This is a genomic window from Streptomyces sp. NPDC053750 (assembly GCF_044544295.1).
Taxonomy (GTDB): Bacteria; Actinomycetota; Actinomycetes; order Streptomycetales; family Streptomycetaceae; genus Streptomyces.
The window spans coordinates 14844-28473 of record NZ_JBITXB010000015.1 but is presented as its reverse complement, the minus strand read 5'-3'; the positions used below and the strand labels follow the sequence as shown (position 1 = coordinate 28473).

General features: G+C 71.4%; 15 protein-coding genes. 3 read left to right on the top strand and 12 right to left on the bottom strand.

What is annotated here, in order from left to right:
* Positions 1-37: 37 nt before the first annotated feature.
* The 5 genes from ACIGO6_RS31805 to ACIGO6_RS31785 form a co-directional block, all read right to left on the bottom strand.
* The gene (locus ACIGO6_RS31805) at positions 38-667 is read right to left on the bottom strand and encodes a DUF305 domain-containing protein (RefSeq protein WP_024127569.1); all 630 of its coding nucleotides are present in this window, start codon (positions 665-667) and stop codon (positions 38-40) included.
* Positions 668-792: 125 nt separating this feature from the next.
* Entirely contained in the window at positions 793-1194 is a 402-nt protein-coding gene (locus tag ACIGO6_RS31800) for a DUF6153 family protein (protein WP_181412031.1), read from the bottom strand.
* A gap of 23 nt (positions 1195-1217) precedes the next feature.
* Positions 1218-1709, bottom strand: coding sequence for a signal peptidase II (locus tag ACIGO6_RS31795; protein ID WP_024127567.1), 492 nt, complete (start codon positions 1707-1709; stop codon positions 1218-1220).
* Positions 1706-2410, bottom strand: a complete 705-nt coding sequence (locus ACIGO6_RS31790) for a cation diffusion facilitator family transporter (protein ID WP_024127566.1) — start codon at positions 2408-2410, stop codon at positions 1706-1708. Before ACIGO6_RS31790 ends, ACIGO6_RS31795 begins: the two co-directional genes overlap by 4 nt.
* Positions 2407-2796 (bottom strand): helix-turn-helix transcriptional regulator, encoded by a 390-nt coding sequence (locus ACIGO6_RS31785; RefSeq protein ID WP_024127565.1) that lies wholly within the window; start codon positions 2794-2796, stop codon positions 2407-2409. Before ACIGO6_RS31785 ends, ACIGO6_RS31790 begins: the two co-directional genes overlap by 4 nt.
* A 49-nt stretch (positions 2797-2845) precedes the next feature.
* Between ACIGO6_RS31785 and ACIGO6_RS31780 the strand changes: the two genes are divergently transcribed.
* Complete coding sequence (locus ACIGO6_RS31780) at positions 2846-3475, top strand: class I SAM-dependent methyltransferase (protein ID WP_024127564.1); 630 nt, start codon at positions 2846-2848, stop codon at positions 3473-3475.
* Positions 3476-3683: 208 nt separating this feature from the next.
* On the opposite strand, the gene ACIGO6_RS31775 is transcribed toward ACIGO6_RS31780, so the two are convergent.
* The 7 genes from ACIGO6_RS31775 to ACIGO6_RS31745 all read right to left on the bottom strand — a co-directional run bounded on the left by ACIGO6_RS31775 (position 3684) and on the right by ACIGO6_RS31745 (position 10054).
* A complete protein-coding gene (locus ACIGO6_RS31775) occupies positions 3684-5648 on the bottom strand; it encodes a copper resistance protein CopC (protein ID WP_024127563.1) in 1965 nt (654 codons plus the stop codon).
* Between the two features lie 84 nt (positions 5649-5732).
* Entirely contained in the window at positions 5733-6251 is a 519-nt protein-coding gene (locus ACIGO6_RS31770; protein ID WP_371558653.1) for a hypothetical protein, read from the bottom strand.
* Between the two features lie 144 nt (positions 6252-6395).
* Complete coding sequence (locus ACIGO6_RS31765; protein WP_024127560.1) at positions 6396-7868, bottom strand: SulP family inorganic anion transporter; 1473 nt, start codon at positions 7866-7868, stop codon at positions 6396-6398.
* 77 nt (positions 7869-7945) lie between these two features.
* Positions 7946-8554, bottom strand: a complete 609-nt coding sequence (locus tag ACIGO6_RS31760) for a carbonic anhydrase (protein ID WP_024127559.1) — start codon at positions 8552-8554, stop codon at positions 7946-7948.
* Between the two features lie 171 nt (positions 8555-8725).
* On the bottom strand, positions 8726-9115 hold the full coding sequence (locus tag ACIGO6_RS31755; RefSeq protein ID WP_024127558.1) for a hypothetical protein: 390 nt from the start codon (positions 9113-9115) through the stop codon (positions 8726-8728).
* Positions 9116-9318: 203 nt separating this feature from the next.
* Positions 9319-9540, bottom strand: coding sequence for a hypothetical protein (locus tag ACIGO6_RS31750; RefSeq protein WP_024127557.1), 222 nt, complete (start codon positions 9538-9540; stop codon positions 9319-9321).
* 85 nt (positions 9541-9625) lie between these two features.
* On the bottom strand, positions 9626-10054 hold the full coding sequence (locus tag ACIGO6_RS31745; protein ID WP_024127556.1) for a hypothetical protein: 429 nt from the start codon (positions 10052-10054) through the stop codon (positions 9626-9628).
* Between the two features lie 817 nt (positions 10055-10871).
* Here ACIGO6_RS31745 and ACIGO6_RS31740 point away from each other — a divergent pair.
* A complete protein-coding gene (locus ACIGO6_RS31740) occupies positions 10872-12026 on the top strand; it encodes a PLP-dependent cysteine synthase family protein (RefSeq protein ID WP_024127554.1) in 1155 nt (384 codons plus the stop codon).
* Positions 12023-13282 carry an MFS transporter gene (locus ACIGO6_RS31735; protein WP_024127553.1) on the top strand — a complete coding sequence of 420 codons (1260 nt, stop codon included), beginning with the start codon at positions 12023-12025 and terminating at the stop codon, positions 13280-13282. The genes ACIGO6_RS31740 and ACIGO6_RS31735 overlap by 4 nt, the downstream gene beginning before the upstream one ends.
* Positions 13283-13630: the final 348 nt, after the last annotated feature.

Below are 13630 nucleotides of genomic sequence, written 5' to 3'. Positions count from 1 at the left end.
GGCGCCTGCGGCGCCCGCCCCTGTGGCCGGTGTCCGGTCAGTTCTTGCCGAGCAGCTTGTTCATCTGGGTGATCTCCGCGGTCTGGGAGGTGATGATCGCGCCGGCCATCTTCTTGGCGGGCGCGTAGGCGCCGTCGGCCTGTTCGGTCTTGGCCATGGCCACCGCGCCTTCGTGGTGCTTGATCATCATTTCCATGAAGGCGGTGTCGAACGCCTTGCCAGAGGAGTTCTTGAGCTGGTCCATCTCCTCGGGCGTCATCATCCCGCCGTCGGCGCCGTGCGCGGAGTGGTCCATGGCGCCCTCCGTCGGCACCTCCTCGCCCCAGGAGGTCAGCCAGCCGGACAACGTCTTGATCTCCGGGTCCTGGGCCTTCTTGATGTCCTCGGCGAGCTTCTTCACCTCCGCCGACTCGGCCCGGGACGGCGCGAGGTCGGCCATCTCAACGGCCTGGCGGTGGTGCGGGATCATGCCCTTGGCGAAGGCGACGTCGGCCGCGTTGTGCTGGCCCTGCGAGGCCGACGCGGAGGCGGACGGGGACTTCGAGGTGTGGCCGTCGTGTCCGGCCGAGCTGTCGCCGTTCCCGCCACAGGCGGCCAGGACGAGCGCGGCCGCACCGGCGGCAGCCACGGCGGCGGTACGACGGACGAGGGAACGCTTGTGGTTCATGGTGGTGCAACTCCTTCACCGCGCAGCCACGACAGGGCGCGCGGGTGTTCATGGGATGAGGGCGTGCGATGGCGCGGCACCAGCCACCGGAAGTATCCGGGCCTGGGGGTGCCGTGCGGGCCGCTCTATATCCGCAGGAGTTGCAGCTCAGACAGGTCGGGCGGCGCCCGGCCGCTCCCGGCCGACACCGCAGCTGGCGACACCGAGGCAGAAGCGACGGGCGCGTCCGTCAGGACGCTGGTCAGCGCGGGCGGCGCGTACCCGGAGCCGATGCCGGCCGCCGCACACGTCCCGTCCGCGTGATCGAGGTGATCCGGCCCGCCGTCCGCGTGCGAGCATCCCTCGCTCGCGTGCGCGGCGCCATCGGCCATAGTCATCACCATGTCGTGACCGGCATCCATGCGTGGTGACGGCGCCCCGGCGGGGCCCAGGGCGTGCATGCCCAGCACACCGGTCAGGACCGCCATCACCAGCAGCACGAACAGCCGCCCGGCGGGGCGGCGGCTCGATCCGGTGCTGCTGGTCATGAGGCCCATCGTACGGTCCGCCTTCAGGTCCGCTCGGGCGCGCGCCAGGACAGGGCGACGAGCAGCAGGCCGCCACAGACGATGAAGACGTCGGCGAGGTTGAAGGTGGGCCACCAGCCGGTATGCAGGTAGTCGGTGACCTGTCCGTCGGGAGCCCGGTCGAGGAGGTTGGCGGCAGCTCCGCCGAGGACGGCGGCCAGCGCCCCACCCCACAGGCGCGAGGCCGTCGGGGCGGTGCGCCACAGCGCGGCCGCCACGATCAGGGTGATGAGCCCGGTGACGGCAATGACGGTCCAGGCGGGGGCGCCGGCGGCGAAGGAGAACGCGACCCCGGAGTTGAAGGCGAGCCGGAGGTCGAGCGGACCGCCCTCGATCGGAGAGCCCGGCAGGGCCTGCTGCGCCCACGCCTTGAGGCCGAGGTCGGCACCGGCGAGGACGGCGGCCAGGGCCAGCAGTCCGGCCCGGCGCTTGAGAGCGCCGGGCCGGGCCGCGGCCGTGGTGGTGGGGGCGGTCACTTGCAGCCGTCCGAGCAGGAGGACGCCTCGCCGGCCGCGGCCGACTTGTCGTCGTCTTCGCAGCCGTCGTCGCAGACGAGTTCGCCCTCCCAGGCTTCCTTGCCCTCCATGATCGCGAAGGCGGCGATGACGAATCCGGCGACCGGGTCCAGCCAGGTCCAGCCGAAGAAGGCGAACGCGAGCAGGCCGGCGAAGGTGGACACCGACAGCCAGGCGCACAGCTTGGTCTCGGCGGCGTCGGCGACGACCAGGCGGGAGTTCATCTCCAGACCGGCCTTGCGCTTGGCGCGCGCCAGCCACGGCATGATCACGATGGACACGCCGGTCAGGACGATACCGACCAGCGAGGTGTCGGGCTTCTCTCCGCTGAACAGGTCGCGGACGCCCTCGACGGTGACGTAGGCGGCGAGCGCGAAGAACGTGATCGCGATGAACTTCAGCGCCTTGCGTTCCTTGGCCTCGTCCGGCTCGCCGCCCTTGATCTCCGCCAGCAGCCGTATCAGGACCACCACCGCGGCGGCGACCTCGATGCCGGAGTCGATGCCGAACCCGATCAGCGAGACCGCCCCGGCGGCCGCGCCGGCCGAGATGGCGATGATCCCCTCGATGACGTTGTAGCCGATGGTGAACTTCGCGTACCGCACCGCGCGGTGCGCGGCCGGCCCGGTGACATCAGGAACGGCGGCGGGGGCGGTGCTCATCGGGCGGACTCCTCGACGACAGGGGTGGTGGTTCCGTAGGTGGGGCACAGGTCGACGGCCTCGCCGGTCGCGGCGAGCAACTGCTCGGCGGAGGCCAGCAGGTCCAGCAGCTCGGGGTGCGCCAGCGCGTGCAGGGTCGCGCGGCCCTGCGGACGGGAGGTGATCAGGCCGCAGTCGCGCAGGCAGGCCAGGTGCGCCGAGACTGTGGACTGCGCCAGGCCCACACAGGCGACCAGGTCGGTCACCCGCGCTTCGCCCTCGGCCAGGCGGCGCAGGATCGCCAGGCGGGCCGGGTCGCCCAAGGACCGGAACAGGGCGACCGCCGCCGAGGGCGCCCCGCACGAAGTGGTGGCCGACGGTGTGGCCTCCGTGCTATTCATCGTCATGGAACGATGATAGCCATGCTAGTCGATGTCATCTTTGGGGGGCCGCGTCATGCTGATGAACCGGATCGAGAAAGCGGCGGTCAACAATCCCGCCCGCCGGGCGCTGCAACGCTTCTACGAGGTCCCGGCCCTGCTGCGGCTGGCCGGCGGCCCGCTGCCGCCCGGTGTGAGAGCGGTGGAGATCGGCTGCGGCTCCGGCTACGGCACGAAGCTGATCCTCGACCACTTCCGCGCCGCGCAGGTCGACGCCGTCGACCTGGACGAGACCATGGTCGCCAAGGCCCGGCGCCGGCTGGCGGACCGGCCGGGCCTTGTCCGCCTGGCCGTGGGCGACGCGACCGACCTCAAGTCGGCGTTCGGCGCCAAGGACGGTGCCTACGACGCCGCGTTCGACTTCGCGATCATCCACCACATCCCCGACTGGCGATCTGCCGTCGCGGAGATCGCCCGCGTGCTGAAGCCGGGCGGAGTGTTCGTCTTCGACGAGGTCACCGCGCACGCCCTGGCCCGCCCGTCCTACCGGATGCTGTTCGAGCACCCCGAGCACGACCGGTTCACGGCGCAGAAGTTCCTCGCCGAACTGCCGCGTCACGGCCTGGCGGTGACGGGCGCGTTCACCCGTATCAGCGGCGACTACCTGCTCGGCGCGGCCCGCAAGCAGGACCCGGACCGGGGGTGAGGGCGATGGCTGCCTGGGCGCTGGTGCTGTTCGGTGTGTTCCTCTTGCTGGACGGCGGTGTGCGGATCGCCGTCCAGCGACGCCGTGCCGGGGAGAGCGGTGTGTGGCCGTTGCCTCTGTGCGGGGACGGCCGCCCTGGGACGGTTCGCCCGGGAGTGGCTGTGCTGCGCCGGTCAGCTGGGCGGAGCGTGTCCGTGCGTACGGACGGTCAGAAAAGTGACGGCCTGATGGTCACGTTCTTGGAGACGGTGACCTGGTCGATGTCCGTGACCCGGACGGTGACCCGCAGGGTCCATGTTCCGGACAGCGGCAACCGCAGGCGGTCGGCGGCCCAGTAGCCGCCCTTGTTGGCCAGTTTGGCGTCCAGCGGGCCGATCCGCTGGGCGTTCTGGGTGAGGGTAAGCCGGAGTTCGGGGACCGTGGCGATGCCCTTGTCGGGGCCGTACACCAGAGCTTCAACGGTGTTGTCGCCGACGCGCCCGGGCCCGAAGGTGAGCTGCACCGCGCCGGTGCCGTTCGGGGTGCCGACGTCGAACGGGATTGTCACGACCCGCGCTGTGGGTTCCTGGGCGGCGGCGGTCGCTGCGGCGCTCTGGACGGCGGCGCGGCTGGGCTGGGTTCCGGTGAGCAGCGTGGTGATCGCCAGGACCACGACACCGAGGACGGCCTCGGCGGCGACCGACCGGCGCAAACTACGCCGGTGGCCGTCGGAGGCGGACGGCGAGCCGGATGGCCCAGGGGTGTCAGGCAGATCGCACAAAGTGGGCGTCCCGGCGTCGCCGCCCGTTCCCTCGGCTGTGTCGCTGCCTGAGGAGGCGCCGACGCCGACGGTCTGTGCCACACGTACAAGTTCGGGTGCGGCCGCCGGAAGGGTTTTTGGCAGCCGCTCCTGGGTGAGCTGCGCGGTCCACTGCCGGGAGAACCACGCAGCGGTCAGCACCAGGGCCACCGCACCGACCTTGAAGGTGAGGAGCCTGCCGTACTCGGTGGTGGACACGGCCTCCCACGAACCGACCTGCCGCCACGACTGGTAGACGCCGGTCGCGACCAGGACGACGACCGCGGTGAAGGCCAGCCGGGAGAAGCGCGCAACCGCTGCCACCGGGACCACCACATCGGCGGGTGCCCGGAACAGGGCAACGACCAGCGCGGCCAGACCGCCCAGCCACACCGCCATGGCGAGCAGGTGCAGCACCGAGACGGGGATCGCCAACGGCACCTGGATACCGGCGGAGGCGTGTTCGGCGGCGGCCCAGGTGAGGGCCAGGCCCACGGCGAACAGCGTGCCCACGACGCGTACGCCGATGCCGAACTGCGGTTCCGCGGCGGGCTGATCGACCGCGTGCGCGGCGGCGGGATCGCGCTGCGTCCTGTCAGCTGCGCGGCGGAGGCGGGCCGCGGACAGCGCCACGAGGATTGCCGCCGCCGCGAGCAGCACCAACCGCACGCTCAGGGCCAGTCCGGTCTTGCCCGTGATGGTTTGGCCCAGGAGCGACAGGTCGAAGGCCGCGGTGAGACCTCGGCCGGTCTCGTACGGGCCGCGCAGCAGCAACAGCACGACGGTGGAGGCGAACAGCGCCGTCCAGCCGGCGAGCAGCAGCCTGCGCAGCGGGCGCAGGCCCGCGCCGGCCGGCCAGCAGACGAGGGCGAACAGGGCGACGCCGATCAGCAGGGCGAGGCCGCCGTACGCGACGTAGCGGAAGACGTCGTAGATGCGGGAGACGGCGGTGTCGTCCGAGGACTCGGTGGGCACCACGGCGGCGGTGGCGGACGGCTTGCCGACGGAGAAGGTGAACGCGCCGGAGATCGAGTGGCTGTCCGCGGAGACGACCCGCCAGGACACCGTGTACGTGCCCTCGGGCAGCTTGTCGCGCAGCTTCACCCGGGCGGTGTCCGTTTCCTTCCCCGCATGCGTGACCGCCCCGCTGTCGACCCGCAGGTTCTTCGGGGACAGGACACGCAGGGAGCCGTCGGAGAGGCTGACGGATTCACTGAAGGCGAGCGTGATCTGCTTCGGGGCCGTCTTGAGGACGGAGACGTCGGCCGGTTCGGCGCTGGTCAGGGTGGCGTGGGCGGAGGCGGATCCGGCGCCGCCGAGGAGGAGGGCGAGCACCGTGCCGACCAGGAGCATGACGGTCAGCGGTTTCCTGGTCCGGCGCGGTGCCGTGTGCATGAAGCAGTCTCCAGGTCAGGGGGCGTACGCCGCAGGAAAGGGCTGCGACGGGGGTGTGCGATGGCGGTGGGGACGTGGCCGCCGCTACGACGCGCTCGGGGCCGGGCCCCCGCTCAGGCCGCTCAGTTCCTGGATGGTCCCGCCGAGCTTGGCACGGAAGCCCTCCAGCATCTCCGGCTTCGCGGCGAGGACCCAGCGCGGGCCGACGAGGTACTTGCCCCCGTAGATCGCGGCGGAGTCCAGCCAGGTCTCCTTGTACTTCTCCTCGGGGAAGGTCGTGATGCTGTAGTCGACCTTGGCCGTGTGGCACACGCCCTGGCGCAGTTCGTCCGCGTCAATGCGGATCTTGGGCTTGCAGCCGGTGAGGTTGGCGATCACCTCGACCTTGGCCGGGGCCACGACACCGGCCGCAGGGGCGGCGGATATCTCCGACGGCTTGCTGTTCGGGGACGCGTCGTCCTCACCACCACTGCAGGCCGTCGCCAGGGGAAGAAACGCCAGGCTCGCGGCGAGTGCGGCGCCGCGTATCAGGCGGGCGGTGGGCAGGGTACGGCCGGTGCGTCCCCACTGTGGGTGCTGTGACTGCTCGGGATGCTGGGGCACGTGCCTCTCCGTATCCGGGCTGGGCCTGCCCGCACCAGCGGACAGGCGTACGACAGGGAGTACGGGTGAACATCCGTGGCCGTTCACCCCGTATGTAACCAAAGGCCCGTGGGGCGGCCGGAACACCGCCCCACGGGCCCTCACTCACGCCGAGGCGTGGGTGCGCTCGGGTTGAACGGTGTGCGCGTTGTGCTGGTCCGCCCAGTGCTGCAGGGCGCTCATGCAGGCGTGGTCGAGGTGGCGCAGCCCGGCGAGGTTGAGCTCGACGGGCCGGTCGGCGGGCAGTTGTTCCAGGGTGTCGAGGATGCGCGGCAGGCGCAGGAAGGTGGCGTGGCCGGCGATCCGCACCCGCACCGGGCCGCTGCCCGGGTCGGTGACGTCGATGTGGACGTGCGAGGTCTCCCAGGCCGTCTTGACCACTGCGAGGAGCAGTCCGATCAGGACGCCTTCGAACATGTTGGTGACCAGGATCGCCCCGGCCGTGATCACCAGCACCACGGCCTCGCCCCGGTGTTCGCGCCACAGCGGCCCCAGCTCCTTGACCGGGAGCAGTTTGAAGCCGGCGTGGATGAGGACGCCGGCGAGCGCGGCGGTCGGGATCATGCCGAGGGCGCCGGGCAGCAGGGCGGCGAACAGTAGCAGCCACACGCCGTGCAGGACGCGGGAGACCTTGGTGCGGGCGCCCGCCTGGACGTTGGCGGCGCTGCGGACGATCACCGCGGTCATCGGCAGCGCGCCGAGCAGCCCGCACAGGGTGTTGCCCGTGCCCTGGGCCATCAGCTCTTTGTCGTAGTCGGTCTTCGGGCCGTCGTGCAGCCGGTCGACCGCGGCGGCGCTGAACAGTGACTCGGCGGAGGCGATCAGCGTGAACGCGACGATGGTGGTCAGCAGTCCGACCTCGGCCAGCCGGCCGAAGTCGCTCCCGCCGGGCGGCTGGATCGCCTCCATGAGGCCGCTGACCTTGACGCGGGCGACGGGCAGGTCGAAGACGACGGTGGCGAGGGTCGCCGTGCCGACCGCGACGAGCGGACCCGGCAGCAGTTGTGCCTTGCCGGGCAGCTTCTTCCACAGCGTCATGACGGCGATGGTTCCGGCGCCGAGGGCGACGGCGATCAGGGCCGGGTCCGAGAGCAGGACGTCGACGGCGAGGCCGGGCAGTCCGGCGATCTTCTCCATGCCGGTGCCCGGGGCTTTGCTGTCCGCGAGCGCGTAGAGCTGTCCGAGGATCAGTACGAGGCCGATGCCGGCGAGCATGCCGTGCACGACCGACAGCGAGATGGCGCGGAAGAAGCGTCCCCAGCGCAGGGCGCCGAGGGTGAGTTGGAGCAGCCCGCAGGCGAGGACGATCACGCCGAGGGCGGACAGGCCGTACTCCTGGACGGCGGTGAGGACGAGCACGGTCAGCCCGGCGGCGGGCCCGCTGACCTGGAGGCTGCTGCCGGGCAGCAGCCCGGTGACGAGACCGCCGACGATGCCGGTGATCAGGCCGAGTTCGGCCGGGACGCCGGAGGCGACGGCGACGCCCACGCACAGGGGCACGGCGACGAGGAAGACGACCAGGGAGGAGGTGAAGTCGGTGCGCAGGGCGGACCGGAGGGAGGAGAAAGGTGAGGTCATGGCGTTCTCTCTGTGGGGGAAGGAACGTCGCGTGAGAAGCGACCGGAGCGGACGGGTAGAGCTGTGGTCCGGTCGGGTCACAGGGGCTTGAAGGCGCGGGTGCCGGGCATGGCGAAGAGGACTTCGCCGGTCTCGACGGTGTAGTACCAGCCGTGCAGCCGCAGCCGCCCCGACGACAGGCGCCGGGCGATGAACGGGTAGCTGCGCAGGTGGTCGAGCTGGGTGAGGACGTGCTGCTGGGTCACCTCGGTGGGGTCCTCGCCGAGCCCCTGGGTCTGCCACGGCTCGTCGGTCCTGGCGCGGTGTCCGGCCCGGGCAAGCCAGCGCCGTACGAGCGGCATCGTCTGGACGTTCTGCTCGCGCATCAGCCCCTGGACGGCGCCGCAGTGCGAGTGGCCGCACACGATGATGTCGGGTACCTGCAGGGCCTGGACGGCGAATTCGAGGGATCCGGCGACACCGCAGGCGGCCTGCCCGCGGTAGGGCGGAACGATGTTGCCCGCGGTGCGCAGCTCGAAGAGGTCACCGGGGCGGGCACCGGTGAACAGGGAGGGAACGACGCGGGAGTCGGAGCAGGAGATGAACAGGGCCTGGGGCTGCTGGCCCCCGGCCAGCCGGGCGAACTCCTCCTGCCGGTCGGCGATCTTCTCAGGGAACGTACGGGCGTGCTCGATGAGAGCGTGCATGGGAATCGGCCTCGTAACTCTTCGTGGGGCTCTCAGGACGAAAGGGAGCGAAGAGTGCGTACTGCGCGCGTCCGGGTGTGCGTCAACGAACCGTGGGGAGCGCCCGGTTGGACGCTCGTCCCGCGGTGGTGCGTACCGGAAGTGCGAAGGGTGCGCGCAGCACGCTGCCGATCAGCAGCGGAAGGTCTGCAGAGTGCTGGGGGTGGGCGCAAGTCCGGCGCCCGGGTTCCAGACCTCCCTCGCGGTGCGGGGATGCGCCGGCCCGGACACCGCGGTGAGGGACGCGAGTGACTCGTCCGCGATCGCGTCGGCGGCGAGCGACGGTGCCTCGACGGGGTGACCGGTCCGGGGCGGCAGGGCGAGCGCCTCGGCGTCGGCCTGGTGCTGCTGCGAGCCGGCACCGACATGCGGCACGGCAGATGAGGAACCCTGCTGCTTCCTGGACTCCGGTTCGATCGCGGGTGCCATGGAGGACACCGCGCCGGATGCGACCGAGGAGTGGTGCGGCGTTCCGAAGTGCAGCAGGACAGCCGCGGCGAGCAGCACGACCGCTGCCGCCATACGACGTATCACCACTGGACCCCCGACGCTTCGCTCATGCCGACGCCAAAACGTTACCGGCCTGCGTTCCTTGGACATGCTGAACTCCCGGGTGGAAAAGGTGACATGAGCAACACCGGCACCCTGGTTGCAAGAGCAATCACCCGGTTCGGCGGAGCTTGCCGGATGTAGGCAGCCGGTGAGGACCGGGCGGCGGTGCGGCACTACCCGGAGACTGCGGCGAGTCGGCGCAGGACCGCGGTGGCCCGTGTGCGCAGGCGCCGCCGGACGGGCTCGGGCGAGGCCGCCGCGGCCGGGGGCTTCGCCGCGACGATCTCCTCGCGGACCGCGGCATCGTCTGCCGGCGGGTGGGGCGGCTGGGTGTGCGTGTAGGCGATCTCGGCGCGTACGAGCGCGCCGACGGCGGCGTAGACGTCCATGGGCATGGTGATGCTCCTGCGGTGCAGTCAGGGAAGGGAGGGGAACCGGTGAGGTGCCCGCGCGCATGTCAGGGCGGGGCGCCGGTTCCTCTCAGCAGCGCAGGACGACCGAGCCGAAGGGCGAACCCGGGGCGGACGCACTCGTCACGGCGGGTGACACGTTGCCCGGCGATGAGGCCGCGGGGGCGCCTGGTGTGGTGCCGGACACGGCCGGGGGGTGGGAGAGGTCCGCGAGTTGGCGTGGCCCGTAGCCGGAGGCGTCGCAGGACTGGGGCGCGTCGCCGTCCTGATGGCCTTCGGCGCCCGCTGCGGTCACGACCACCGGCGGTGCCGTTTCGCAGAGGTGCGCGCTCGTCGCGGCGGCACGCAGTCGGCAGCCGTCCAGGTCGAGCGCGGTCAGGTGCGACGGGCCGGGGCTGAACGTCGCGTGCAGGAGGGCCAGGAGCGCGAGCAGCACGACAGCGCCCAGGCCGCGGGCTGCCGCGGGCCTGGGTGCTGTCGTGCCGGGGGTGTGCCGCATCCGGATCTCCTGGTGTGCTCCCGCTCAGAGAACCTCCGGATGCCGGGCGGTGCGGCCTGGATGCGGCCGATCGGGGCCGGGATTCACCCGATGCGGTGATCGGGGGTAACGGAAGTTGCCCGTACGGGCGTCCGCCCAAGACGCATACGGATCCGGGCGGCGCGGGGAATTTCACCATCGCGCCGAGGCTCGGCACCGCGTGGAGCAATCACCTTTAACAAGAACTTTACGTGATCTATTGATTACTCTTTGTGTTCATGTGGGCTGGCTCGGTCTCTCGAAGCAGCCGCTCCGTGGCACGGACCGGAGCGGTGCTCCTGGTGTTGCTGGCCGCGCTCGTACATGTCCTGGCCTGCGCACACGGCCCTACAGCTACCCCGGCTGGGCAGGCCGACACGCCGCTGTTCGCCTCCTCCGCGAGCTGTGGGCAGGCCCCCGAGCGGCCGCAGCAGACGATGGCGCGGCAGGCGGCTCCCGCAGACCACGGCGGTGTGCACTGCTGGGGCCTGGATGAGCCGACGGTTCAGCCCCCGCGCGATGTCGCCCTGGCCGTTCCCGCGGTTCATGACGCTTCCCGCGCCGAATTCCTCGGCACCCAGCCGCCGCCCCCGTCCCCGGCCCTTCAGTCCACGCCCGCCACGCCCGGCGTGTCATCCACCGGGCAGACGCGGTCCCGTATCGGCGTGTGGCGGACCTGATCGTCCCTGCTGCCTAGCCCTCCCTGACGACTCCGGCGCGGCAGCCGATCACCTCCGCCTCTTCCCCCGTTCATACGACCGGTCGCCGTTCGCGGCGCCGGCCGCAGGAGAAGCACGCCATGAACCACCTCACCCGCACCGTTGTGCCCACCTCGCCCGCCCAGCTGCTGGCCGGCGCCGAACATCCGCTGCACACCCCCGCCGGCCTGGTCGGCGGCACCCCTGTCCTGTGGATCGGTGAACCCTTCGCCCCCGCCGGACGCGGCTTCTGGGTCAAGCTCGAAGGCCACAACCCCGGCGGCATCAAAGACCGCACCGCCCTGCACATGGTCCGCGCCGCCCGCGAACGCGGCCAGCTGCTGCCCGGCGCGCGGATCGTCGAGTCCACCTCCGGCACCCTCGGCCTCGGCCTGGCCCTCGCCGGAGCCACGTACGGCCACCCGGTCACCGTGGTCACCGACCCCGGCATGGAACCTCTCATGACCGGCCTGCTCACCGCGTACGGGGCCGAGGTCGAACTCGTCGACACCCCGCACCCCACCGGAGGGTGGCAGGAGGCTCGCCGCCACCGCGTGGAGGAACTCCTCAACCGTCATCCTGATGCCTGGTGTCCCGACCAGTACAACAACCCCGACAACGTGGCCGCCTACGCTCCGCTGGCCCACGAACTCGTCGCCCAGCTCGGCCGCATCGACACCCTCGTCGTCTCCGTCGGCACCGGCGGCCACTCCGCCGGCATCGCCTCCGTTCTCCGTGGCTTCTTCCCCCGGCTGCGGGTCGTGGGCGTGGACACCACCGGCTCGACCATCTTCGGCCAGCCCGCCGCCCCGCGCCTGATGCGCGGCCTGGGCAGCAGCATCTATCCCCGCAACGTCGCCTACGACCTGTTCGACGAGGTCCACTGGGTCGCCGCGCCCGAAGCCGTGTGGGCCGCCCGGCGCCTGGCCCGCCACCACTACGCCACCGGCGGCTGGAGCGTCGGCGCCGTCGCGCTCGTCGCGCGCTGGCTGGCCCGCACCCTGCCCGCCGAGAACCGGGTCGTCGCCGTCTTCCCCGACGGCCCGCAACGCTACGTCGGCACCATCTTCAACGACACCTACTGCCGCGAACACGACCTCCTCGGCCACCTGCCCGCCGACGACCCGGACGAGATCGCCCACCCCGGCGACCGGGTCGTCACCCGCTGGACCCGCTGCACACGCATCGCCGACCCGCTCGCCACCACCGGCGAGCAGAATGCCGTCGAGCAGGCTCTCGCGGGAGCCGCCCGATGAAGACCCTGTGGCAGCAGACCCGCTCCTTCCCGCCCGCCGTACGCCTGTTGATGGCCAACCAGTTCGCCATCAACCTCGCCTTCTACATGCTCATGCCCTACCTCGCCGCCCACCTGTCCGGAGGGCTCGGTCTCGCGGCCTGGGCGGTCGGACTCGTCCTGGGCGTGCGCAACTTCTCCCAGCAGGGCATGTTCCTGATCGGCGGCACACTCGCCGACCGCTTCGGCTACAAGGCCCCGATCATGGCCGGCTGTCTCCTGCGCACGCTCGGCTTCGGCCTGCTCGGCTGGGTCGACAGCCTCCCCGCCCTCATCGCCGCCTCGGCGGCCACCGGCTTCGCGGGCGCCCTGTTCAACCCCGCCGTCCGCGCCTACCTGGCCGTCGAGGCGGGCGAGCGGCGCGTGGACGCCTTCGCCACCTTCAACGTCTACTACCAGGCCGGAATGCTGCTGGGCCCGCTGGTCGGACTCGCCCTGCTGGCCGCCGACTTCCGGCTCGTGTGCACCGTGGCCGCCGCCATCTTCGCCGTACTGACCGTGCTGCAGTGGCGTGCTCTGCCCGCACGCCACGGCGACACGGCAGGCACCACGGCCGCACCGGACGGGGTGCTGGCCCAGTGGCGCACGGTCGTCGCCAACCGACCCTTCCTGCTCTTCGCCACTGCGATGATCGGCTCGTACGTCCTGACCTTCCAGGTCTACCTCGCCCTTCCCCTGGCCGCGTCCAACGCCCTGGGATCGAAGGGCACTTGGGTCACCAGCGGCCTCTTCGTCGTCTCCGCCGCAGTCGCCGTCATGGGTCAGCTCAGGCTCACCGGCTGGGCGAAGCAGCGGTGGAGTTCCGGGCGGGCACTGGTCCGCGGACTGACCGCGATGGGACTCGCCTTCCTGCCGCTGGCCCTCACCCCGCCCGGCGCCACCGGCGCGGTGCTCGCCGCCCTGGTGGCGGCCGTGGTGCTGCTCGCGGCGGGCAGCGCGGTGGTCTACCCGTTCGAGATGGACACCGTCGTCACCCTCTCCGGCAACCGCCTCGTCGCCACCCACTACGGCCTGTACAACACCGTCTCCGGCTTCGGCATCACCCTCGGCAACCTCGCCACCGGCGCCCTCTGGGACTTCGCCGCGAGGCACGACGCCCTCTGGCTGACCTGGTGCATGCTGACCGTCACCGGTCTCATCTGTGCGGCATCCGTCGCCGCGCTCGCCCGCAGCGGGCGCCTGGCCGTACGAGAGGAACCACAGCTCGCCCCTGCCTGATGCAACCGCCTGGGAGGCCGACCGGAGCGGTCGGCCTCCCAGGTGTCACTCCCCTTCGCGGTCTTGCGCTTGCGGCGCCGGACCGCGAGGAGCCTCCCTGTCGAGGTTCCTGTCCTCCCGGCGGTGCATGAAGTGCACCCATACCAGCAGGACAACGGCCAACACCCCCAAGACCATAAGCAGGATCATCTGGGTGGAAGCGAGGAAGTCGAGCAGACCTCCGCCGGAATCCTCGTGCTCGGGTGCGTACCTGTCATCGGGTGCGGGGCTGTCGGATCCCAGGACTGCACGGACGAAACCGTCCGGGCACCACCCGGCCAATGGGATGGGCATGGCGAAACGCTCCAG

Bases quoted from the DNA above. Each gene is read 5' to 3' on its own strand.
- ACIGO6_RS31750 (WP_024127557.1), bottom strand. From the start codon at position 9,540: ATGCCCATGGACGTCTACGCCGCCGTCGGCGCGCTCGTACGCGCCGAG.
- ACIGO6_RS31735 (WP_024127553.1), top strand. From the start codon at position 12,023: ATGAAGACCCTGTGGCAGCAGACCCGCTCCTTCCCGCCCGCCGTACGC.
- ACIGO6_RS31765 (WP_024127560.1), bottom strand. From the start codon at position 7,868: ATGACCTCACCTTTCTCCTCCCTCCGGTCCGCCCTGCGCACCGACTTC.
- ACIGO6_RS31740 (WP_024127554.1), top strand. From the start codon at position 10,872: ATGAACCACCTCACCCGCACCGTTGTGCCCACCTCGCCCGCCCAGCTG.
- ACIGO6_RS31775 (WP_024127563.1), bottom strand. From the start codon at position 5,648: ATGCACACGGCACCGCGCCGGACCAGGAAACCGCTGACCGTCATGCTC.
- ACIGO6_RS31780 (WP_024127564.1), top strand. From the start codon at position 2,846: ATGCTGATGAACCGGATCGAGAAAGCGGCGGTCAACAATCCCGCCCGC.
- ACIGO6_RS31805 (WP_024127569.1), bottom strand. From the start codon at position 667: ATGAACCACAAGCGTTCCCTCGTCCGTCGTACCGCCGCCGTGGCTGCC.
- ACIGO6_RS31785 (WP_024127565.1), bottom strand. From the start codon at position 2,796: ATGACGATGAATAGCACGGAGGCCACACCGTCGGCCACCACTTCGTGC.
- ACIGO6_RS31745 (WP_024127556.1), bottom strand. From the start codon at position 10,054: ATGCGGCACACCCCCGGCACGACAGCACCCAGGCCCGCGGCAGCCCGC.
- ACIGO6_RS31755 (WP_024127558.1), bottom strand. From the start codon at position 9,115: ATGGCGGCAGCGGTCGTGCTGCTCGCCGCGGCTGTCCTGCTGCACTTC.
- ACIGO6_RS31800 (WP_181412031.1), bottom strand. From the start codon at position 1,194: ATGACCAGCAGCACCGGATCGAGCCGCCGCCCCGCCGGGCGGCTGTTC.
- ACIGO6_RS31760 (WP_024127559.1), bottom strand. From the start codon at position 8,554: ATGCACGCTCTCATCGAGCACGCCCGTACGTTCCCTGAGAAGATCGCC.
- ACIGO6_RS31790 (WP_024127566.1), bottom strand. From the start codon at position 2,410: ATGAGCACCGCCCCCGCCGCCGTTCCTGATGTCACCGGGCCGGCCGCG.